General features: G+C 52.7%; 19 protein-coding genes. 5 read left to right on the top strand and 14 right to left on the bottom strand.

Translation table 11 applies throughout. From position 1 onward, the window contains the following. Together ACI31J_RS04880 and ACI31J_RS04875 are read right to left on the bottom strand one after the other, a co-directional pair. Complete coding sequence (locus tag ACI31J_RS04880; protein ID WP_439773315.1) at positions 1 to 1,245, bottom strand: NAD(P)H-dependent oxidoreductase; 1,245 nt, start codon at positions 1,243 to 1,245, stop codon at positions 1 to 3. After that, positions 1,245 to 1,841 (bottom strand): NADPH-dependent FMN reductase, encoded by a 597-nt coding sequence (locus ACI31J_RS04875; protein WP_439773314.1) that lies wholly within the window; start codon positions 1,839 to 1,841, stop codon positions 1,245 to 1,247. Before ACI31J_RS04875 ends, ACI31J_RS04880 begins: the two co-directional genes overlap by 1 nt. Before the next feature lie 217 nt (positions 1,842 to 2,058). On the opposite strand from ACI31J_RS04875, the gene rlmD reads away from it, so the two are divergent. Then, positions 2,059 to 3,450, top strand: a complete 1,392-nt coding sequence (gene rlmD / locus ACI31J_RS04870; protein ID WP_439773313.1) for a 23S rRNA (uracil(1939)-C(5))-methyltransferase RlmD — start codon at positions 2,059 to 2,061, stop codon at positions 3,448 to 3,450. A gap of 85 nt (positions 3,451 to 3,535) precedes the next feature. Here rlmD and ACI31J_RS04865 read toward each other — a convergent pair whose 3' ends face one another. After that, positions 3,536 to 4,990 (bottom strand): FAD-dependent oxidoreductase, encoded by a 1,455-nt coding sequence (locus ACI31J_RS04865; RefSeq protein ID WP_439773312.1) that lies wholly within the window; start codon positions 4,988 to 4,990, stop codon positions 3,536 to 3,538. A gap of 116 nt (positions 4,991 to 5,106) precedes the next feature. On the opposite strand from ACI31J_RS04865, the gene ACI31J_RS04860 reads away from it, so the two are divergent. Next, positions 5,107 to 6,015 (top strand): LysR family transcriptional regulator, encoded by a 909-nt coding sequence (locus tag ACI31J_RS04860; protein WP_439773311.1) that lies wholly within the window; start codon positions 5,107 to 5,109, stop codon positions 6,013 to 6,015. Positions 6,016 to 6,062: 47 nt separating this feature from the next. Then, positions 6,063 to 6,440 carry a HesB/YadR/YfhF family protein gene (locus tag ACI31J_RS04855; protein WP_439773310.1) on the top strand — a complete coding sequence of 126 codons (378 nt, stop codon included), beginning with the start codon at positions 6,063 to 6,065 and terminating at the stop codon, positions 6,438 to 6,440. Positions 6,441 to 6,509: 69 nt separating this feature from the next. Here the strand turns inward: ACI31J_RS04855 and ACI31J_RS04850 are convergent, their stop codons facing one another. Genes ACI31J_RS04850 through ACI31J_RS04840 form a run of 3 tightly spaced genes read right to left on the bottom strand, consistent with a single transcriptional unit; the run spans position 6,510 to position 11,294 of the window. Continuing rightward, on the bottom strand, positions 6,510 to 8,192 hold the full coding sequence (locus ACI31J_RS04850) for a glycoside hydrolase family 13 protein (protein ID WP_439773309.1): 1,683 nt from the start codon (positions 8,190 to 8,192) through the stop codon (positions 6,510 to 6,512). Between the two features lie 58 nt (positions 8,193 to 8,250). Further along, complete coding sequence (locus ACI31J_RS04845; protein WP_439773308.1) at positions 8,251 to 9,753, bottom strand: glycosyltransferase; 1,503 nt, start codon at positions 9,751 to 9,753, stop codon at positions 8,251 to 8,253. Then, complete coding sequence (locus tag ACI31J_RS04840) at positions 9,753 to 11,294, bottom strand: glycosyltransferase (protein ID WP_439773307.1); 1,542 nt, start codon at positions 11,292 to 11,294, stop codon at positions 9,753 to 9,755. The genes ACI31J_RS04845 and ACI31J_RS04840 overlap by 1 nt, the downstream gene beginning before the upstream one ends. Before the next feature lie 130 nt (positions 11,295 to 11,424). Between ACI31J_RS04840 and ACI31J_RS04835 the strand changes: the two genes are divergently transcribed. Further along, positions 11,425 to 11,826 carry a hypothetical protein gene (locus tag ACI31J_RS04835; RefSeq protein ID WP_439773306.1) on the top strand — a complete coding sequence of 134 codons (402 nt, stop codon included), beginning with the start codon at positions 11,425 to 11,427 and terminating at the stop codon, positions 11,824 to 11,826. A gap of 85 nt (positions 11,827 to 11,911) precedes the next feature. Here ACI31J_RS04835 and pyrR read toward each other — a convergent pair whose 3' ends face one another. The 3 genes from pyrR to ACI31J_RS04820 form a co-directional block, all read right to left on the bottom strand. Next, positions 11,912 to 12,448 (bottom strand): bifunctional pyr operon transcriptional regulator/uracil phosphoribosyltransferase PyrR, encoded by a 537-nt coding sequence (pyrR, locus tag ACI31J_RS04830; RefSeq protein ID WP_439773305.1) that lies wholly within the window; start codon positions 12,446 to 12,448, stop codon positions 11,912 to 11,914. Between the two features lie 155 nt (positions 12,449 to 12,603). Further along, a complete protein-coding gene (locus ACI31J_RS04825; RefSeq protein WP_439773304.1) occupies positions 12,604 to 13,392 on the bottom strand; it encodes a hypothetical protein in 789 nt (262 codons plus the stop codon). Between the two features lie 92 nt (positions 13,393 to 13,484). Continuing rightward, positions 13,485 to 14,774 carry an adenylosuccinate synthase gene (locus ACI31J_RS04820; RefSeq protein ID WP_439773303.1) on the bottom strand — a complete coding sequence of 430 codons (1,290 nt, stop codon included), beginning with the start codon at positions 14,772 to 14,774 and terminating at the stop codon, positions 13,485 to 13,487. 198 nt (positions 14,775 to 14,972) lie between these two features. Here ACI31J_RS04820 and ACI31J_RS04815 point away from each other — a divergent pair, with 198 nt between their 5' ends. Next, positions 14,973 to 15,947: a GMP reductase gene (locus ACI31J_RS04815; RefSeq protein ID WP_439773302.1), complete on the top strand. Its 975-nt coding sequence runs from the start codon at positions 14,973 to 14,975 to the stop codon at positions 15,945 to 15,947. A 76-nt stretch (positions 15,948 to 16,023) separates the two neighbouring features. On the opposite strand, the gene ACI31J_RS04810 is transcribed toward ACI31J_RS04815, so the two are convergent. The 5 genes from ACI31J_RS04810 to ACI31J_RS04790 all read right to left on the bottom strand — a co-directional run. Then, a complete protein-coding gene (locus tag ACI31J_RS04810; protein WP_439773301.1) occupies positions 16,024 to 16,980 on the bottom strand; it encodes an NAD(P)-dependent oxidoreductase in 957 nt (318 codons plus the stop codon). A 12-nt stretch (positions 16,981 to 16,992) separates the two neighbouring features. Beyond that, the gene (locus ACI31J_RS04805) at positions 16,993 to 18,777 is read right to left on the bottom strand and encodes a glycerophosphoryl diester phosphodiesterase membrane domain-containing protein (RefSeq protein WP_439773300.1); all 1,785 of its coding nucleotides are present in this window, start codon (positions 18,775 to 18,777) and stop codon (positions 16,993 to 16,995) included. A 114-nt stretch (positions 18,778 to 18,891) separates the two neighbouring features. Continuing rightward, positions 18,892 to 19,758: an aldo/keto reductase gene (locus ACI31J_RS04800; RefSeq protein WP_439773299.1), complete on the bottom strand. Its 867-nt coding sequence runs from the start codon at positions 19,756 to 19,758 to the stop codon at positions 18,892 to 18,894. A gap of 183 nt (positions 19,759 to 19,941) precedes the next feature. Beyond that, positions 19,942 to 20,607, bottom strand: a complete 666-nt coding sequence (gene pgmB / locus ACI31J_RS04795) for a beta-phosphoglucomutase (protein ID WP_439773298.1) — start codon at positions 20,605 to 20,607, stop codon at positions 19,942 to 19,944. Between the two features lie 19 nt (positions 20,608 to 20,626). Beyond that, positions 20,627 to 22,735: glycoside hydrolase family 65 protein (locus ACI31J_RS04790; RefSeq protein ID WP_439773297.1), on the bottom strand; the 2,109-nt coding region annotated here is incomplete at its 5' end.

The raw sequence follows: 22,735 nt of genomic DNA, 5'->3' as shown, positions 1-22,735 counted from the left end.
TTATTCTTCTTCGGAAGCACCGGTAGTGGCGTCCGCAGCTTCATCATCGGCATCAACACTGCCAGATTCAGAAGCCCCGGTATCCGCATCGGTTTCCTCGATTCCGGCCGGCTCGGCGGTTGCTGGCGTTGCACTTACGGCCGCGCCGTCATCTTCGGACTCTGAGGCGCCGGTTGAAGCATCAGCGCTCTCACCGTCATCGGCTGCTGTAGCAGGTGCGGGCTTAGCGGCTGTCTTTGTTACACCGCCCTTGTCCCAGGCGCCGTTTTCAAAGAGGCTCAGGATGTATTCAACACTCCCGGTAAACTCGATCGTTCCCAGGTAATGGCCGTCAACGTCACGCAGGGCGTAGTACTGGATCAGGGAACGGTGACCGTTCATCCAGAGTGGCCGGGTAACAACATCACGCTGACCGTCACGGAAGCTGTTGATGATCGCCATCACGGCAGGTACAGCCTTCGGTGGGTGGCATTCCGTTACGGGTTCGCCCAGGGAAGCCACGTCACGAACGTGCTCCCGGTTTGGCTTATCTGAGTACCAAGCAAAGTTGTCGGCACTATCAATCAGGTCAATTTCAAATGGAATGGTGCTGAAGATCTGTTGAACTTCCTTCAGCGATAAACGGCCAGTTGGGAACTTGATGTAAGCCTCGCTGATCCGTGGCTGCTTGATTGGCATTTTGACTTCCTCCTCGTCCACATTTTCAAAAATTTGAATATATTCAATAAAGTGAGTAAAGCACTCTTCCAGGTTGTCCCGCATCTCGGCGTTGATCAGCCGGCCATCCTTGGAGAAGACGTGGGTAGCCCCACCGATCAGGACCTCGTTGCCCGGCATGAGGTTGGCATCACAGTCCGGTGAAATCAGGATTTGCCGCATTTGGACCTGGGAACGGGCAGAGGCCTGCCGTCCGTAGGAAACCCCGACAACCATGACCGGCTTCTTCTTGAGGACCGTCGTGTGGTAGGAAAGCCATTCTACGGCACTCTTCAACGCGGCCGGGATCCCGTGGTCGTATTCTGGAGTGGAGAAGACCACCCCGTCAGCCGCCTTGACCTTCTGCTTGAGCTTCCAAACCTCGGTCTGCTCTTCGAGGGGAACATCGACTCCAAAAGCGGGCAGTTTGCTGATCTCGTAGATCTCAATGTCGGCCATTTGCTTGAAGTGCTTTTTCATAAACTTCAGCAACAGACGATTATAGGAAAAGTTGGCGTTCGTCCCAACTAGTGCCAGAATCTTTTTCATTAGTCCTTTGCCGCCTCCTTCTGTTCAGCTTCTGCGGCCGTCTCTTCAACCATCCGGTTAATCGCGCGGGCGTAGATTTTAAAGTCATCGACACACTTATCAAGGAACTTGATCGACATTTCATCGGTGATGTTGCCGTCTTCGTCGATCAAGTTGGCAACGTCACTCATGAAGAACTCGCCGCCCTGGTATACCTGGGCGTTGACCCCTGGCGAGATCAAGATATCCCGCAATTGAACCTGGGAACGTGACGATCCCTGCTCGTGCGTTGAAGCCCCGACGATCATGACGGGCTTGTTTTCCAGCGGGTGGACTTCATAAGAAAGCCACTCAACAACACTCTTTAAAGCCGAGGTAATGGAATGGTTGTATTCTGGACTGGCAATGATCACGGCATCGGCAGCTTTAATTCGCTGGTCGAGGTCCGCAATAACCTTAGGTGCCCGCCCTTTGTAGTTTTCATTAAACATCGGAACATCGCGAATATCAATCACATCAACCTCATCAGTATCCTGGTACTGCTTGGCGATGAACTCCAGCAGCATCCGGTTGTAGGAATGATTGGCGTTTGATCCGGCAATTGCAGCAATTTTCAAAGGTGTCACTTCCTTCATTATTTTATGCAACATTTCACATTTTTATTTTACAATATTTTTGTAAGGATAAAAACTGATTATTAGTATTCTTTTAAATAGTTGAATCATTTTCAAAGTTTTGATTATAAAAGCCCGCTAATCAGACGGCGTCAACCGCCTGTCTTCCCCAGCAAGTATGCTAAAATAAGGAACACCAATATAGATCGGAGCAATAACAATGGTACAAAAAAATGCGAAACAAGATGTCACAGTCAGTGTAGGGGACCGCTTCCCCCTGACAATCCGGCGGCTGGGAGTCAACGGCCACGGGATCGGCTACTTCAAGCACAAGGTCTGCTTCGTTCCAGGGGCCCTGCCGGGAGAGGTCATCGTGGCCGAAGTCACTAAGGTCATGCCCCGCTTTCTCGAAGCCAAGATCCACCGTCTGCGCCGGCCTAGCAAGCACCGGGTTACCCCACGCGATCCGTACGCCGACGTGGCCGGGGGCTTTGAGCTTGAGAACCTGGCCTACCCGGAGCAGCTGAAGTTCAAACGTCAGGTGGTGCTCGATAGCCTGAGCAAGTTCCAACCCTATGGCTACCGCAACTACGATGTCCGGCCAACCATCGCCGCGCCGGCGGAATACGGCTACCGGAACAAGGCCCAGTTCCAGGTAAGGATGGTCAATGGGCACGTGGCCGCGGGACTCTACAAGCCTGACAGCCACGACCTGGTCGACATACAGGAGTGCGCCGTCCAGATGCCCCAGACGATGCACGTCGTTCGAACGGTGGTTAAGAGTATCGAAGAGCTCAACATCCCGGTCTACGATGAGGACCACAACAGCGGCATCATCAAGACCCTGGCCGTCCGGGAATCCTGGACCACCGGTGAGGTGCAGCTTACGATCATCACCAACACTCCCAAGTTGATCCACAAGCACCAACTGCTGGACGCCATCGCCAAGCAGCTCCCAGAAGTGGTCTCGGTCATGCAAAACGTCAACCCCGGTGACACCCCGCTCGTCTGGGGGGACCAGACTATTCGCCTGGCCGGCAAAGATACGATCACCGAGAGCCTGATGGGCCTGGACTTCAAGCTCTCTGCTCGCTCATTCCTCCAGCTGAACCCAGCCCAAACCGAGGTCCTGTATGAGGAAGCCGCCAAGGCCCTGGAGCTTTCTCCCGATGACACCCTGATCGATGCCTACGCTGGGATCGGGACCATCGGCTTATCTCTGGCCTCCCGGGTCAAGAACGTCTTAGGGATGGAGATCATCCCCGAGGCCGTGGCCGACGCCAACGAGAATGCCCGCCTCAACAAAATCACCAACGCCCGCTATGAGGTTGGCAAGGCCGAGGACCTCCTTCCTAAGTGGCAAAAGGAGGGACTGACCTTTGACGCCCTGGTGGTCGATCCGCCGCGGGCCGGGTTGGACGATAACCTGATCAAGGCGATCCTCAAGACCAAGCCGCGCAAGTTCGCCTACGTCTCCTGCGGGATGGCCTCCCTGGCCCGTAACCTCCGCCGCCTGACCAGCGTCTACCACGTTGACTACATCCAGCCCGTCGACATGATGCCGCAGACGGCCCGGTGCGAAGCGGTGGTCAAGCTGTCGCTTAGAAAATAATTCGCATAGGTTAAGCAGCAAATCTTACGTTTGCTGCTTTTTTATGATGGATCTGTCAAAATTGAACTTCTCGTTCAGCATATGACTACTTTAAGTATTCACCAATGTGGTGAGCGGCATTACGACCAGAGTAAAACGCATATCCTACGCACGTTCCTGGCATATTCGGCCCATACGTATCGCCAACTAAGCCCGAAGCATCATTACCAGCAGCATACAATCCCGGAATCACCCGGGCCTGATTATCAAGCACCTCGTTTGCCGGGGTAACCTTTAAACCGCCCATGGTGCAGAAGGCCCCGATACTTAAATGAAAACCGTAGAATGGGCCCTGCACAATTTTTTGTAAATATTGTGGGTCCTTGCCAAAATCATCATCACGGCCCTGGTCAGCAAACTGATTATAGCGTTGAATTGTTGCTGCCAGCTTCTCAACCGGTAAGTTCATCTGCGTGGCCAGCTCTTCAATGGTATCTGCCTTATAAATAAAGCCCTTCTGATCTGCAAGTGCCTGATTGATTTCGGCCTGTAGCTGGTCCATTTTTTGTCCCCGCTTAACATAAATACCGAGCCCCATGAAGTTACCATCGGCAGCCATCCTATCAATGACCCCTTGATCCAAGATACTGAAAACCTGTGACTGAGTATACAAGGCATTCCCAGCTAATGAGAAATTATAGACTACTTCTTCATTGACAAAGCGTTCACCATCCTGGTTTACCCAGAGAAGTGGTTGTTGGCCAGCCGCAGTGTTCATCTGAGAAGCCATCATCTTGTAGGAAGGCTCGTGCTCATCACGTAAATAGCCACCGAACAGCATCGCCATTCCAGTCCCGTACTTCTGTGCGCCAATGTTCCAGGCCATCCGTAAGCCATCACCAGTTCCTTTCCCGGAGCTAACCGGTACTAACCGGGATTCATCATAATTCGTTTCTTCAGCAACTAGCTTGGAATTATTCAGGTAGCCACCGGAAGCCAGAACTACCGTGCGCGCAATCACGTCGTACTTGGCACCACTCCGGTGATCTCGTAGGGTTACCCGCAATCTTTCGTCGGGTTGCCGGGTCAATTTGATTGCTCGCGTAAGTGTTAATACCTCGCCCCCCTGCTCAATAAACTTCGGTTGGAGAACATCATGAATTACCCCGTGCCCCATTCCTTTATATATATGCCAAGTTGCTTCACCGGCGCCCATCGCCTGAACTCCTTCGAATTCAACTCCTTGATCATGAAGCCACTGGACATTTTCTGCACTACTGTTAATGTAATTACGCCAGATCCGTGAATCAGCTTTATATTTAGAATAATTTACCTCTTCACTTAATACATCGGTTGCCTTAATATGAATCCCCTTCGCTTTTTGTAAGTAAGAATTGATTGCAAATAGCCCCTCAGTATAGTTACTGCTGCCACCGGTGGTCTTACCTTTCTCAAGCAGTAAGACACTATGGCCTTCCTGAACCGCCGTCAACCCGGCTGCTATTCCGGCCGCTCCGGAACCAACTACCACAACATCGTAACTATTTTGTTTACTCTTCATGAATCACACCATCCTTTGGTAATTTTGATTTGCTTTCATTATAATTAGATTGTGAAATAGTTAATATGTTAAATATATGTGACACCCGCAAAAAAATGACGGGTAAGGAGGCAAAAATGGATACCGAACAACTCAAAAATTACCTGGCCGTCGCTCAACTGGGGAGCTTCCAAAAGGTTGCTGACCAAAAGTTCATCTCTCAACGAACGGTTTCCAAACAAATGGCCAACTTAGAGGATGAGTTGGGGGTCCAGCTTTTCTTTCGCGGCCCAAATAAGGTTACCTTAACCAATGCCGGAAACTACTTTGTTCAACGTGCAACAGAACTGCTTAATCAGTTGGACGACAGCATCGTGAAGCTTCATAGCATCAGCCAGCAAAGTTTTCAGCACCTGCGCATTGGTTACTTTTCTCCTTTTGAAGGACGCCTATTGGTCAACCATATCCACGCTTATCAAGATACGGCCAACTTGCCAATTCGCTTCCACATCAGTGAAGCCGGCATTGAGCACCTGATCGCCGATATAACCATGGGAACTTTGGACTGCGCTTATATTCTGGATTACGGAACTCACGAACACTTAATTCACGCCGAGCTTTCCAGCACACCAATTGCCAGCGGAGAAATGGTTCTGGGGCTCAGTCGCCGCAATCCGATTGCCAGTAAGAATTTTCTTACTGACCAAGACCTAACCGCGCGGCCAATCCTATACTATAGCAACGAAAGTTCAACCTATCTTCAAGCCGCATTTCTGGCCACACTAAAGTCTAGCAACCCCGAGTGTCAGGTCCAACGGGTTGGAACATTCGAACAGATGCAAGCCTTAGTCTCACTAGATCAAGCGATGGCCTTCTATCCCCACGGATTACCGCTTTTCCCCAATGATGAAATTGTTTACCGTCGGTTAAAATCCAACGGTTCCTTTGACAGCCAGCACTATACTGTCCAATTAGTTGCCCGTATTGATAACAACGTCAACGGCTTAACCGCGTATCGGGATTTTCTTACTAAGCATAAAAATTGATCAGAAGAAGGATCATGGTATGGTAAGAGGAAAGGAAGTGTTGTTCGATGAAGCTCGTTATCACGGATGCGGCCAGTCAATGGTTTGTAACCCACCTCAAGCTGAAAAGCGGGGATGGCGTCAAGTTCTTCGGCACCACCGTGCAGCCGCGCCACGTCCGGCACACCCCCGACCAGGGCTTTGCCAAGGAGGACGACCTCAGCACGGCTGTTTTGACCGTCAACAAGGGCGGGATTAATTACCACATCAACTTTGCCGATGAATGGTTCTTCTCTGGCCTGGTGACGACGGTCGATCTGGCGGCGGGAGATTCCCAGCCCCGTTTCACCTTCCAAAAGGAACACCCTGACTCCACCAATCCAACAACATTGGTAACCGACGCCAACACCGCGGCCTCACGAAAGTACGAAGGATACTGGGAGTAGCGCACCAACCAAATACCCAAAAGGGATCGTGACAAACCTAACCGTCTGTCACGATCCCTTTTCTTATTCTTAGTATTGGTAGACCTTGGCCTCGTAGGGACGCAGGGTAGTCCCCTGATCATCCTGGTAGTTGCTGATCAGGAGGCTGGCCGTCGCCGGCAATTCGTAGTGCCGGGTGACCGCCTGATCGGTATAGTTTAAGATCACCAGCAGGGTCGTCGCAGGGTCGCGGCGGGTGTAGGCATAGACGGCCGGATCATCCTCATTGCCAGCTACCAGGGCATAGTCACCATCAGTAATCACCGGCATGGTATGACGGAACGCGATCAATTGCTGGTAGTAGTAGAAAATCGAGTCCGGATCATCCAAGGCCTGGGCCACGTTGATCCGCCGGTAGTTGGCCGTGACCTTCTCCCATGGCTGGTGGTTGGAAAATCCAGCATTGGCACTGGCGTCCCACTGCATCGGTGTCCGGGCATTGTCCCGCGAATGCAGCGCCAGGTACTTCAGCATTGTCGCCGGATCAACCAGCCCCTGGTCATCCACCAGCTGGTGATAGGCGTTGATCGACTCCAGATCCACGTAGTCGCTCAACTTGGTGAAGCCCGCGTTAGTCATCCCAATCTCCTCGCCCTCGTAGATGTAGGGGGTCCCCTGCATGAAGTGGATCATCGTCGCCAGCATCTTGGCCGACTTGACCCGGTAGTCCTCCGTCGAATCATCCCCGAAGCGGGAAACGACCCGGGGCTGGTCGTGGTTGTTCCAATAAAGCGAATTCCAGGCCGTCCCCATAAGTTCAGTCTGCCACTTGGTCAGGTTAGCACGGAGATCCGCCAGCTTAGGCTTCTGGTCATTCCACTTGCCAAGGGCCGGGTTGGGGTTAGCATCCAGGTTCATGTGCTCAAATTGGAAGACCATGTTGAGCTCCTGGTTGTGCAGGTCCGCGTAACGTTTGGCATCCATTGGGGTGACGTTGGGCGTCTCGCCCACCGTAATCATCTTATGCTTGCTCATGACGTGCCGGTTCATCTCCCGTAGGAATTCATGAACGCGGGGACCGTTGGGCACGAGGCCCTCCACACTGGCGTATTTCTCGTCAGCACTCCGGGGACCATCGGGCAGTCCGGCCGGTTTAGAGATCAGGTTGATAACGTCCATCCGGAAGCCATCGACCCCCTTGTCGGCCCACCAGTTCATCATCTGGTAGACCGTCTGCCGGACCTGGGGATTCTCCCAGTTAAGGTCTGGCTGCTCTGGGGCAAAAAGATGGAGATAGTACTGGTCGCTCGCCGGGTCGTACTTCCAGGCCGGGCCGGAGAAGTATGATCCCCAGTTGTTAGGAGCGTGGCCGTCCTGGCCGTCCCGCCAGATGTAGAAATCACGGTAGGGATTGTCCTTGCCCTTCTTAGCCTCGACAAACCACTGGTGCTGGTCGGAAGTGTGGTTGACGACCAGGTCCATGACCAGCTTCATCCCCCGCTGGTGGACCGCGGCCAGGAGCTGGTCAAAGTCGGCCAGCGTCCCCAGCGTCGGGTTGATCGCCCGGTAGTTACTGATGTCGTAGCCGTTGTCGACTTGCGGGGACTCGTAAATCGGGTTGAGCCAGAGGATATCGACCCCGAGCTTCTGCAGGTAATCCAGCCGGCTGATGATCCCTTGCAGGTCGCCGATCCCGTCGCCATTGCTATCCTGGAAGCTTTTGGGATAGATCTGATAAACGACCGCGTTTTTCCACCAATGATTGTTTTTCATCGCTAAAACCCCTTTTTATCCAAAAAAGGCCGGGTCTTCCCCAGTCTCGTTATAAATATCAATTATTGCCCACAACTGGCGCCCACTGCTGCCAGGTCGTCGTGTCGCTGAGCGCATCAAGGTGGTTATAGGCCCCCGTGCTCAACTTTTGCAACTCCTGGGCATCTTTAAGCAACCGCACCGCTGCACTCACGAACTTCTTCTGGTCATTTAACGGGATCAATTCCCCATTAACTCCAGACTCAATCATGCTGGCCGGGCCATACAGGTAATCATAGGTCACTACCGGCACCCCATGGCTTAGGGCCTCGCCCATCGCCAACGGCTGGGCATCGATGCGGCTGGCATCGACAAACAATTGCGCCTGGTCATATACCTGGTCCAAGCCCACCTGGTAGCCGACAAAATTAACAAAGCCGGCAATCCCGGCCTGCTTGACCTGGTCCTTGTACCGCTTCACATCCTCGGCCGGGCCATACCCGTACAGTGTCAGCCGGCTCGTCGGTACCTGCTGGTGGATGGCGGCGAACATCGTCAGCAGCTGGCTGATCTGCTTGTCTTCACCCAGCCGGCCAACGTAGATCAGCTGACCCGGCGTCCGCGCGCTCATCGCTACCCGGTTTTCAGGCTGGCTGACGGGCGTACCGTTGATCGGCATGATCGGCACAGCCTCTCCCAGCCGATGACGCAGGTTACGGGCCTGCTGGTCAGTCATTACGATAATGCCGTCCCACTTCTTCAATTCACTGGTGAATGGTCCTTGCAACATTCCATTGACCGGGCCGTTCAACAGGTTTTGTCCGTCATCAACGTGGTTAATCGGCAACCACAGGTACTTCTTGGCGTTGTCCACCTGCAGCACCGGCTGGATTGCGATCGCGGGCCGGTCGGCGATGAAGGCGTTCGGCGTGTTGGTGCTCTTGTTCAGCTCGTTTAAGAAGAAGACAAACAGGTCGTCGAGGTTATCAAAGTAGTAGTCTTGGCCTTGGTAGTTCCGCAGGACGTTTAAGGAATTGATCGGGGTGTTTTGAACAGACTGGACGTAGTAGCGTTCCATGTACATGGTGCCGTTCGGCCGGTAGTAGCGTTCAAAATACATCTGCCCGTCCTGGCCAAAGAACTGGTCAACGGCCTTGAATCCCCGTAGGTCGTAACGCTCACGCAGGGTCAAGTTGCCAGCCGGGTCATACCAGTCGACCCGATTGACCTCCCCGACGGTGCCCCCGGCAAAGAAGACCTCACCAACCAATCGCTGGCCATCCTTGACCTCCCGGGAATTGTTCCCCGTGCCGACCTGGTAGTCAAAGGGCAGGTGGAGGTCCGCGGTGTGCAGCGGCTGGCCCTGGTAGTCCGTGGTATTGGCAAAGAAGTCGTACATGTTGACCAGCTGCGTGTCCTTGAGGCCAAAGCGCGGCAGGGTATGGTGAAGAACTGGGTCAAAGTCACGGGTAACCAGCTTGGCCGCCACGCCGTTTTTGGCAAAGAGCTTCAGCCGCTTGATTTCCGCGTGTTCGACACTTGAATTGCTGCTCAGTAAGTATTGATTTACAAAGAAAAACACTATTGGTCCTCCTTTTCATTCATGTCATCGATAATCCCCTGCCAAAGCTTCATCACGTTGGGCTCAGAATAGCGGCGGCTATCCTCATAGGCGTGGGCGCTCATCTTTTCCAACCCTTCTTGATCGGTCAGCAGGGAAACGATCGCTTTGGCCAGGCCGTCAATGTCACCGTTCTTGGTCAACAAACCGTCTTGACCGTTAATGACCACGTCGGCCGGTCCGTATTTAATGTCGTTGGCAATGATCGGCAACCCATGGGACTGGGCTTCAACCAAGGAAAGCGGCAACCCTTCTACCCGGCTAGGCAGGATCAAGAGCTGGGCATCCTCATAGACCGCATTGACGTCGGTAGTGTAGCCATGGAAGGTCACTGACTTGCCGATCTGCTCTTCGGTAACGATCTTCTTGAGCTTCTGGTCAAAGTTATCATTGGCATAACCCCAGAAGTCCAGCTTGGCAGTGGGAACGTTCGCCAGCACCTGCGGCCAAGCCTTCAGCAGCTGGTCCTGCTGCTTTTCGGGGGACAGCCGGGCCACCATTACCACCTGGTTCTTCGTCCGCTTGGCAAATGGGACGTGGGGCTTATCTAACACGGCAGCGGGCACGATCGGCCCCGGCACGCGGAAGATCGGGACCCCAAACTTGCCAAAGCGGGCCTTCAAATCATCCTCTTGCTGGGGAGTCAGGGCGATCACCCCGTCCCAGTCCTGAATGTGGCGCAATCCCCACTCGTAATTGTAGTTCAGGGTTGAGTGCAGGATGTCATCATTATTATTGACGTGGTCATTGTGCAGTTGCATGTAACGGGCCACCCGGTGTTTCATGTGGAGGACTGACCAGCCAACCTCAAAGACCCGGTCGACAATCATCCCCACCGGACCCGCGCCACAGATTTCCCGATCGGTAACCAGCTGATCCAAGAAGAAACTGGTCAGCTCATCCAAGCCGGTAAACTGGAAGTCCTGGCCCTGGTAGTCAAACAAGTGATAAGTATCAACCTTTTGGCCCCGTTTGTCCTTCATGTGGGCCAGCTGCAAGACCAGCTTGCCGTCCGGGCGAAAGTAGTTCTCAGTTGTAATATTGCCCTGCCAATCATATACTTGCTCTACGGAAATAAAGCCCCGCACATCATACCACTTAACATTAAGGAGCTTTCCATAGTGGTCGAAGTACTGCAGGTTGATAACGTGCTTCTTTGCATCATTGCGCCGCCGTACGTATAGGATCCGGTGGCCGTTTCGTGAGTAGGAATAGTTGATGCCGTCTGCCTGCCGCTGCCAGTGTGGATCAATTTGAATATCCTTAATTGTCACGTCTTTTTGCGGGATAACTCGGGCGTTTTGGAAGTAATCAAACAGGTTCACAAAGTCTGCATCGGCGATCCCAGCATGCTTGGTCACCAGGTGCAGCTCGTTTGAATACTGCCGAGTGACAATCATCGCTGGCTGCTCAAACTGCTTGAACAATTTTAGCCGCTTCATCTGAGCGTGCTCAATCCCAGACTTATTTTCCTGAATGCCGTCATTTAAGAAAAATAGCATTAGACATTCCCCTTTTCTTGTATTACAAACTGAGTTTATCATACTTTTATCAATACTGACGACTCGATGTATGGGAGGATGGGAACGATTGTGTTATCATCATTATTATATAGAAAGAAGTGGAAGAGACATGCAAAACCCATTTGGTAATAATAACGATAATGACCAAAACCCGTTTAACCTCAACAATCTCCCCTTGCCGCCAAACTATGCCAAAATTGTTAACGACCAGGGGGACCTCCGGATTGCCAAGGTTGGCTTCTCGTGGACGACCCTCTGGTTTGGGCCGATTCCGGCACTCTTCCGGGGAGATTACTACAACTTTATCCTGATGATTGTCTTAGACCTCGACTATGTTCTCGTGGCAATGTTCTTCGGTTTGAACTGGCTGCTGGAGTTCCCGTGGCCATCAATCGCATTTGGCTTTTTCTACAACATGATGTACTTCAAGCACCTCTTCAACAAGGGTTATCGTCCCGCCGACCAGCGCTCCCGTGACCTGCTGACAAGGGCCCGATATTGGAAGAAATAGCCGCGTTGAGTACTAAATAATTTAAAAATGCCCACCAGGAATCGGGTGAATTTTCACCTAATCCCTAGCGGGCATTTTCTATTTATTAGTTGTGGTCAATTGTGACGTCTTCATGACCGTCGTATTCTTCAACGGCCACGTGAACCGTCTCGTTCATGGCTGTCGGAATGTTCTTTCCGACAAAGTCCGGCCGAATTGGCAATTCCCGGTGACCCCGATCAACCAACACCGCCAAAGAAATTCGCTTAGGCCGGCCCATGTCCATTAAGGCATCCAGGGCCGCCCGCACCGTCCGACCGGTGAAGAGGACATCATCGACCAAGATTACGTGTTTGTCGGTAATGTCGACGTCCAACTGGTCGGTTTTGACCGTGGGTTCACGGTGCGGATCAGGCACATGCCGATCATCCCGGTAAAGAGAAACGTCCAGGGCCGCCACTGGAACATTGACGTTTTCCAATTGATTAAGCCGCTTGGCTAACCGCTTAGCAAGGTAGACGCCCCGGGTCTTGATGCCGACAAAGACCAGGTTTTCGACCCCCTTGTTCTGCTCAATAATCTCGTACGTAATTCGGGTCAGCGCCCGTTGCATGCTTGAACCATCAACAACTTCATGTGCCATTTTGCCACTCCTCTTCTATTTCAATAAAGCGGCCCTTCCTTAATTACCACTAAAGAAGAGCCGCCAACTTTCTACCGCCCCTTAGCGGCCTCGCTGAACCACTTAAAGGTAATTATATTTATTTTACGGGTCAAAACTGACCCTGTCAATCATCGCTACTCCGCAAACTTGTCCATCCAGCCCTGGACCATGGTGGTGATGTTGTTCCAAATGTCCTTAAAACCGCTCTCGTTCTTCAGGTCGTTGACGATCTGGACCCCGTTGTCCGGGTCTTGACGAACCTGTTCAACCACGTTGGTAACCTGGTTCAAACGGTTCTGGGTGGTGTCGCTCACCTGACTGCCTAACTGCTGGTTTTGGCTTTCGATCTTGTCCAGGCGCTGATTCAAAGCTTCCTGATCCTTATCGTGCTGGTACTGCTTAACGGCCCCCCGGAGTTCCGCAACCTGGTTGGCCAGCTTCCGGTTGTCCCCACTCAGCTTGGCCACGCTGCTTGAGTTGTCGGCAATCTGACTGCTCTGCTGGGCATTGTTAGCCGCTTGGTCCTGTTGCTGACGCCGGTGGCTTGTCCATCCCCACACCAGGCAAATAATTACAATGACCGCGATCAGTCCCCAGAGCCAGCCGCGGTGTTTCTTCGGCGTAACTGTGTTTTGCGGTTGTTGAGCCGGTGTCGGCGACTGGGTTCGTAATGGCCGGACGTCAAGCGTGACGCTCGTCTGGGCGGTTTGGCCGGTGGCATCCATCACGCTCAGAACTACCGGGTACTCCCCCTGCTGGTTGACGTTGACCTGGGTGAGGTTGAGCAGGACCTTGTCCGTCAAGTCTGCACCATCGTTACCCGTTGCGTGAACCCCCAGCTGCTGCTTGAGATCTTCCTGATTGATTGTCTGCCCCAGCGGCCAGTCAAGGTACTGCCGCACCACGGTTATCGTTAATGCCATTATCGTTCACCCCATCTTTTTTCTTAATTGTACCACGCCAAAAAGGCGGGATGGCACTGGGCCCCCCGCCTTTTTATATCATCCGTATTGAATTAAAGTTCCCATGGGTTCTTAATAATGATCGTCTGGATCCGGTCCGCACCGACAGAAACCGTGGCCAGTGGCGTATCAGACAATTCGCTGACCCGCTTCAGGTAGTTCTGCGCGTTGATTGGCAGGTCCTCGAACTTCTTGACCCCGGTGATGTCTTCGTCCCAACCCGGCAGTTCTTCATAAACTGGTTCGCAACGGTCCAGTTCCTTCAAACTAGCTGGGTAGTAATCGATCTGCTTGCCGTCAAGCTTGTAGGAAGTACAGATCTTGACAGTCTTCAGACCAGTCAGAACGTCCAGCAGGTTCAAGCTGAGGCAGGACAAACCGGATACCCGCCGTGCGTGCCGCATGGCAACGCTGTCGAACCAGCCAACCCGCCGTGGACGGCCAGTAACCGTTCCGTATTCGTGACCGGTTTCCCGAATTTGGTCACCGATCGTATCAGTCAGTTCCGTTGGGAATGGGCCAGCACCGACACGAGTGGAGTAGGCCTTGCAAATACCGACAACCGTGTTGATCTTGTTAGGACCAACCCCGACCCCGGTGCAGACACCCCCAGCGATTGGGTTGGAAGCCGTAACGTATGGGTAGGTTCCTTGGTCGACGTCCAGCATTACCCCCTGGGCCCCTTCAAAGAGGACCTTCTTGCCCTGATCCAGGGCATCGTTGACGATCCGGGACGTGTCGGTAACGTACTTCTTCAGCTCTTGACCATATTCATAGTAACTCTCGAAGATGTCATCGAAGTTGATTGGGTCAACATGGTAAAGCTTGGTGAACAATTCATTCTTTTCAGCAAGGTTGCGTTGCAGCTTAACCTTAAAGGTATCCTTTTCTAGCAGGTCACACATCCGAATACCAACCCGGGAAACCTTGTCCATGTAAGTTGGGCCGATCCCGTTCTTGGTGGTACCAACCTTGTGGTCACCCTTAGCCTCTTCCTGGCACTTGTCGAGCAGGATGTGGTATGGGAAAGTGATATGGGACCGACTGGAGATGCGGAGACCTGAAACATCGATTCCATTGTCTTGCAGATAGTGGAGCTCCTTTAAGAGAGCAGGCGGATTAATAACCACGCCGTTCCCAATAACGGCCAACTTGTCCTTACCAAAAATACCGGAAGGAACCAGGCGCAAGGCAAACTTCTTTCCATCGAAGGCAATGGTGTGACCGGCGTTGTTACCACCCTGGGAACGAACAACAACGTCCGCATCCTGGCTGAGGTAATCGGTCATCTTCCCCTTTCCTTCATCGCCCCATTGACTACCAACAATTACAACTGATGACATTTATTATTCACCTCATCGTTTAATTTCGTAAAAAACGCTTTTACTTACTTATCCTACCGGAAAACATCCCCGTCGTCAACATCTTTTCCGAACTATTTTTCAATGAGAATAAATAATAATCCAGCTTTTAGTTGACGCCGATTAGGGAGAAGTGCATAATAGCATACGGTAATTCTATGACAAAAAGGAGCTATTCTTGTGCAAACGTTCGATTATGATGATATACAACTAATCCCTAACAAGTGCGTTATCAAGAGTCGCCGGGAAGCCGACACTAGTGTTAAGTTCGGTCCCCGGACGTTCAAGATTCCTGTCGTTCCCGCCAATATGGAGAGTGTCATCAACGAGGATCTAGCCGTATGGTTAGCGCAAAACGGCTACTACTACGTAATGCACCGTTTCGAGCCAGCAGACCGGACCGGTTTCGTCAAGCGAATGCATGACCGGGGCCTGTTTGCCTCCATTTCGGTGGGAATTAAGGATGCCGAATACGACTTCATCGATCAATTAAAAGCCGAACATTTGGATCCGGAATACATTACGATTGATGTTGCTCACGGTCATTCGGATTTTGTCATCAAGATGATCAAGTACATCAAGGAAAAACTGCCAGAAAGCTTCGTCACTGCCGGGAACGTCGCTACCCCCGAGGCGGTCCGGGACCTCGAGAACGCCGGGGCCGATGCTACCAAGGTCGGGGTGGGCCCCGGCAAGGCCTGCATCACCAAGCTCAAGACCGGTTTTGGTACCGGGGGCTGGCAGCTGGCAGCCATCCGGTTATGCGCCAAGGCCGCACGGAAGCCAATCATCGCCGACGGGGGGATTCGCCACAACGGTGATATCGCCAAGTCCGTCCGCTTCGGTGCATCAATGGTCATGATCGGCTCAATGCTGGCCGGCCACCTGGAATCACCAGGTCACGTCATCACCATCGATGGCAAGCGGTATAAGCAGTACTGGGGTTCGGCCTCCGAGGTCCAGAAGGGTGCTTACCGCAACGTCGAAGGCAAGCAGATGCTGGTCCCGTTCCGCGGTTCAATTAAGGATACCCTGCGTGAGATGAAGGAAGACCTGCAATCCTCCATCTCCTACGCCGGGGGCCGCGATCTGGAATCCATCCGCAAAGTTGACTACGTGATCGTCAAGAACTCGATTTTAAACGGTGACTATTAATCAGCGGGTGCCCACCCGCCCCACACGCAAAATAGGTCTCAGGCAGTTGCCTGAGGCCTATTTTTTTCGGCTATTTCTATTTATTCACCTGGTTCACGGGACGGCCATCGCGCAGGCAGGCGATCAGGTTGTTTGCCGCCTCATGGGCCATCGCCACCCGGGCGTCCATCGTCCCACTGCCGACGTGCGGCGACAGCACCACGTTGTCCAGTTTAGTCAAAGCTTCCGGAACGACGGGCTCGTCTTCAAAGACGTCCAAGCCGGCCCCGGCGATTTGGTGTTCTTCAAGGGCCTGGATCAGGTCATCCTGGTTAACCAGCGCCCCGCGGGCCGTGTTAATCAAGTAAGCCGAGTCTTTCATCTGTTCAAAAGCCACCGCATCGAAAACGGCCGTGGTGGCGGGGGTGGCCGGGGCATGCAGGGTCAAGACATCGGCTTCCTTAACCAGGGTTGTAAAGTCGACGTAGCGGGCCGCAAGTTCAGCTTCCAATTCGGGTGCGACCCGGTGCCGATTGTTGTAGATTATCTGCATCCCCAGCATCCGACAGAAGCGGGCCACCGTCGCGCCAATCCGGCCCATTCCGTAAACCCCCAGGGTTTTCCCCTGGAGGCTCGTTCCCATATTGGCCGGCTGGGCAACGTTGACCCAGTTGCCAAGTCTAAGCTCATGGTCATAGAAATGCAGACGACGAACCGTGGCCAGCAGCAAAGTCAGCGTCAGCTCAGCGGTCGGAACACGCACACTTTGCGGACAGTTTGTCACAATAATCCCCCGCTGCTTAGCGTAATCAATATCGACGTGGTCAAACCCGACCCCAAACGTCGTAATGATTTTCAAACGCCGCCCAGCGTCGATCAGCTCCCGGTCAGCCCGGGTACCGGCCAGCAACAGGCCGTCATATTCGCCAAGATGTGCCAAGATCCATTGACGCGTTTCGATTTCGGGCTCGTGAAAGACCTCAAATGTTTGTTTTAGTTCGTTCAATCCTTGGTCTGGAACGAGGCCGGTTACTAAGATTTTTGCTTTCGCCATCTGATTACCCCCTTATGGTTCAAATTCCTGACTGCCCGGAACCACCATGATGTAGTTGAGGAGCCGCCGCGCGTAGGACTGATTCTGCTCGTATGCTTTGATGGCGCCATTGAGGTCGGCTAGGTTATCGGTGATGATCCCGTCAACGTTATTATACATCTCCTGCATCATGACCGGCCGCTCATTCACCGTCCAGGAATAGACCAGTTTGTGCTGCAAGTGGGCCAGGCTGATAAAGTCATCCGTCAGGGTTGAATACTCCATCGAGTAGCCGTCCGCCCCGGTGTTTGGGTAGGTGAAGTTGTAGGGTTGGATGTAGATAACCGCTAGCTGCGGTGCCCGCTTCTGTACCCCGGTCACCACCCGGTAGTCTAAGGATTGGACCTGATCGCCATGTTGCTCTAAGTTCTTGGCATAACGGTTGCTAAACCGGGTCAGCATCCCCCGCGAATCGTGCGGGGTGGTCTTGATCTCAACCAAGAGCTTTTGATGAAGGCGATCGGCCGCCTTCAGGTAGTCGTCGAAGCTGGCAATTTTGGCCCGGTAGCCGTTCTCGCGGACCGTCAAATGTGTCAGCTGCCGGAGGGTCAACTGGTACGGGGCCTTATCGACGCCCGCTAACTCCTTAAGATTTTCATCATGCATGACAACAAACTGGTGATCCTTAGTCTCGTGGACATCCATTTCAACGTAATCAGGATGAAGGCGATGGGTCTTCTCAAGCGCCGGAATCGTGTTCTGCACCCCGTTTTCCTCGGCCACGCCCCGGTGAGAAATCGTAACGGGGCGGTGACTTCGCGTCGTCAGATAAAAGCCACTGTTAACCACCGTCACCAGGACGAGCAGCAAGCCGGCCACCACCAGGGCGCATTTGAGTCCCCGGCTGCTCCTAAAGGCTTCTGGAGCGGGAAAAATGGCATCACTGAGCGGCCGAGCAAGGGTCATGATTGTTATTACTCCGGTCCAAACAGCCAGGCACTCACTCCCCAATTGGACCAGGGTAAGGTTGACGACCGCCGTTGTCAGCGATAATTTCCCGGGTAATAAATCCATGACAACCTGCAAGCCACACATCAGCCCGTAGAAGAGGACCATAACCATCCCGGCGACCAAACCGATCACTAGGATTCGGGCAACCAACATCCACCACTGTCCGTGACTAGTCTGCCGCCAACTATTAGCCAGGGCAACGCGTGGCCGCTGCTTGCAATACACCATCAACGGTAAAGCTAAGAGGAAGCGCACCCCGAGCACAATCATCAGCCCGTAGAAGACGAACAGGCCCGTCAGCAAAAACGCATTGCGGGTCAGGTAGTCAAGGATGAAGGCCGGAATCTGGATCTTTGACAGCAACGGGGTCCGAAAAACGAGATCGGCAAACGGAATCACCAGGACAAAGTAGCCTAGTAAAATCAGCAGCGAGGAGGCCCGCAGCTGCCGTAGCGCCTGACCACTCTCCTTTAGCAATTGCCGCACCCCGATTGTACCGGCCTGAATGTCGCGGACGCCGAGGAGAATGATGGCAAACTGCCAGTAAACCACTAAAAGGAGGATGGCTAGTTCCACCAGGAGGGCCACCACGACGAGCGGGTGTTGGCTAACGATGGTCACAATGTTTTGATAGGAAACAAACGGAATTGCCCCCGCCTGGAGGACGTAGGTGGTCACCATGCGAAAAAGCGGGATGGCAACCAGCTGAATCGCCAGGTCCACACTGACAAAGAGGGTCAGATAGGCCCACCAGTTTCGGCAGAAGTGCCGGGTATCCCGTTTTATTTCCGTTAAAATCTGCTTCATGAACTTGCTTCTTTCTAATAGTATATAAGGACATTATACCCGCTTCTCACGGCTAAAAAATAAGGGATCGTGACCATTTCAGTCGCGATCCCTTAATTGTTTACCGAATTCTGGCTAGTAATCAACCTCGTCCGGGTCCTTGCATTGGCCACCAAGGTTCGGCAGTTCACTGATCGTCTTCATATCCTCATCACTCAGCTCAAAGTCAAACAGCTGGGTGTTTTGCACCATCCGGTCGGGATGAACTGATTTTGGCAATGGCAGGACGCCCTGTTGAAGGATCCAGCGCAGACTGATCTGGGCGGTCGTCTTGCCATACTTCTTGGCCAGCTTCTCCATAGTAGGGTTGGTCAGCACCTTAGCACCCTGACCGCCCAATGGTCCCCAGGCCTCAACCAAGACGTTGTGTGCCTGTAGGTACTTGATCTCCTGAGTGTGCGGCCAGCCCGGGTGAACCTCAATCTGGTCAACGGCCGGGGCTACCGTGGCCGTCTTCATCAGGTCAATGACGTGGTGGGGCATGAAGTTGCTCAAGCCTAACGCCCGAATCTTACCCTCGTGGTAGGCCTCTTCCATGGCCCGCCAGGTTTCGGCGTTGATTTCACTGGCCCGGTCGCCAAACTGCTTCTGGTTGGCTGGCCAGTGAATCAGGTAGAGGTCCAGGTAGTCCAGCTTCATCTTCTTCAGGGTCTCATCGAGGGCCTGCTTGGTCGACTCATAGCCCCGCTCCGTGTTCCAGAGCTTGCTGGTGACAAACAGCCGGTGCCGGTCGATGCCAGAATCACGGATCCCTTGGCCAGCCGCCGCTTCATTGCCGTAGACCGCGGCCGTGTCGATCAGCCGATAGCCCACTTCAATCGCGTCGGCCACCGCCTGTTCGGCGACATCTGCCGGCGTCCTAAAGGTGCCGTAACCAACACAAGGGATCGTCACCCCGTTGTTCAACCGTAGTGGTGAGTTGATATTCTTTAATTCAGCCATTAAATCCCACTCCTTTTGTATAGATGATTAACTTAATTGTAGTCTTAATTACTGATAATTGCACCAGTCCCGCCGACCGCACCGACAAAAACGCGCCCCCAGCACGATTGCTAGGGGCGCGTTTTTTTAAGAAACAAATGACCAAAGATTGATCGGTTGTAGTATGAGAGTCATTTGTTATTGTTAATTGTCCATTTGTTCCTTAATGGCTGCCAATGAAACATCACCAGTGTGAGCGAACTTTACATCGGCATCCTTCAATGATGAACCAAAGCCGATCGAAGTTTCACCGGCCCGGTTGATTGATTCGATCCCAGCCTGGGCATCTTCCAGACCAGCAACCTGGTTAGCAGGCAGGTTCATCAGTTTAGCTGCTTCGCTGTAGATCTCTGGATCCGGCTTACCGTGCGTCAGCTTAGCCGGGTCAACGATTCCTTCAAAGTAGTCAGTGATTTGCAGGTACTTGAGAACCTTAGGGGCGTTCTTGGAAGCAGAGGCCAAAACGATGTGGTAGTGGTTGGCCTTCAGTTCGTCCAGCAGTTCCTTCATCCCCGGCAGGATGTCGGCCGGAGTCAGCGTTTCAACTAGCTTGATGTAGTTGTCGTTCTTCTCCGTTGCCAGGGCAACCTTCTCATCTTGACTATAGTCATTTTCGTGGCCACCGGCCTTCAGGATCAATTCCAAGGAGTCCATCCGGCTGACTCCCTTCAGGCTGTCAGCCAGCTCAGGCGTCCATTCAGTACCCACCTTGTCAGCGAGTTGGTGCCATGCCTGGCCGTGGAAACGGGCTGTGTCGGCAATCACACCGTCAAGGTCAAAAGCAAAACCTTTAAGATCTTCAAACTTCATTCTCTGTCTGCCCCCGTAATTACTTTAATTCGAGCTTCTTGCCAGCAAGGTCAATGGTGATTGGGTCACCGGATACCAAGTTAATCTTGGTACCGTGCTTGTCAACCTTAACCTTCAGGATCCGGCCACGGAACATTTGACGGAATTGGTAGGAGTCCCACTTCTTTGGCAGGAATGGTGCGTAGTGGAGTTGGCCATCACGAACCCGCATACCAGCGAACCCTTGAACGATATCAAGCCATGAACCAGTCATGGAAGTGATGTGCAGGCCATCGACGGTATCGTTGTTGTAGTTGTCCAGATCAAGTCGAGCGGACCGTTCGTACATCTCAACGGCCTTATCTTCGTAGCCCAGGTCAGCCGCGATGATGGAGTAGACGGAAGCGGACAGACTTGATTCGTGAACGGTGTATTGTTCGTAGAAGTCGAAGTTGTGCTTCTTTTGTTCCTTAGTAAAGTCGTCGATGAAGTCCCAGAGACCCTGGATAACGTCACCCTGCTTAACGTATGGTGACCGCAGGATCTTATCCCATGACCAGTGTTGGTTGATTGGCAGTTGGTCGCTTGGAATGTCGGCAACCGGCTTGAGGTCCTTGTCCATGAAGCCGTCGTTTTCTGGGAAGATGTCGCGTTCCTTGTCGTATGGCAGGTACATGTTGTCGACGATTGCTTGCCATTGCCGCTTTTCGTCTTCGGAGACGTTCAGCTTCTTAGCAACCTTGTCGTCAACTTCCTTGAGGATTTCCAGGGTGTACTTCAAAGTCCACCGGCAAAGCAGGTTGGTGTACCAGTCGTTGTTAACGTTGTTGTCGTATTCGTCCGGACCAGTTACCCCGTGCAGCATGTACTTGTTCTTGTTTTGTGAGTAGTGTACCCGATCAGCCCAGAACCGTGAGATTTCGGTCAGAACTTCGGCCCCTTCGTTCAGAACGTAGGACTTGTCGCCGGTGTACTTCGTGTAGAGGTAGATGGCGTAAGCAATGTCACCGTTACGGTGAATTTCTTCGAAGGTGATTTCCCATTCGTTGTGACATTCAATCCCGTTGAAGGTAACCATTGGGAACAGGGCACCCTTAAGGCCTTGTTCCTTGGCGTTAATGAAGGCACCGTCGAGCTGCTTGTAACGGTACATCAGCAGGTTACGAGCGATTTCTGGGTTAGCAACCCCCAGGTAAACTGGAATACAGTAAGCTTCGGTATCCCAGTAAGTAGCACCACCGTATTTTTCACCAGTGAAGCCCTTTGGTGAAATGTTCAGCCGGTAGTCGTTACCGTAGTAAGTTGAGAAGAGTTGGAAGAGGTTGAAACGAATCCCTTGTTGAGCCCCTTCGTCACCGTCGATTTCAACATCGGACTTCTTCCACCGTTCAGCCCATTCTTGGACGTGTGGGTCAAGCAGGTCGTCAAAGCTCTCGTTGTCGAGCTTGGCGCTTAATTCGTCGAGGTGCTTTTCAATTGCTTCTTCGGTATCGAAGTCCCGGGAAGTAACCGTCAGACTCCGCTTTTCGAAGTTGACTTCCTTACCAGCAGCAACCGTTCCGGCAAAGGTGTTGTAGGCAGTCTTGTCGCTGGTCCCGTCGCCTTCGTGATCCAGGTTGGTCTTAGTGGTGGTCTTCATGCCAACGATGAATTGTGGCGTGCCGAAGTCGTTCTTCTTGGTCATAGAAGTCAATTCGGCGTGTTCACCCTCAGCGCTCTTGTTGAGGACGTTCCAGAATTGTTCATCATAGTTGGAATCTTCGTTGTAAACGTCGGCATCAATCATGCTGGTGATTTCAACCTTGGCATCACTGTTGCCCCGGTTCTTGATGTGGAGACGTTGACCAACCAATTCCTTTTGGGTAGCACTGACGAACCGTTCGAAGTTGAAGTACATCGTCGTGCCGCCGATTTCAACGGTGAATTCACGTTCCAGTACCCCGCGCTTCATGTCGAGGTCCAGCTTGAAGTCCTTTGGCGTTTGCTTGGCCAGGTCCAGTTGTTCGCCGTTAACCTTGATAACCAGCTTCATGAAGTTGACAGCGTTGATCATCTTACCGAAGTACTTCGGGTAACCATTCTTCCACCAACCAACACGGGTCTTGTCAGGGAACCAAACACCACCGAGGTAGAGGCCTTGCATGTGGTC

Source organism: Limosilactobacillus sp. (assembly GCF_051873075.1).
Taxonomy (GTDB): Bacteria; Bacillota; Bacilli; order Lactobacillales; family Lactobacillaceae; genus Limosilactobacillus.
This window is presented reverse-complemented; position numbering and strand designations above follow the sequence as displayed.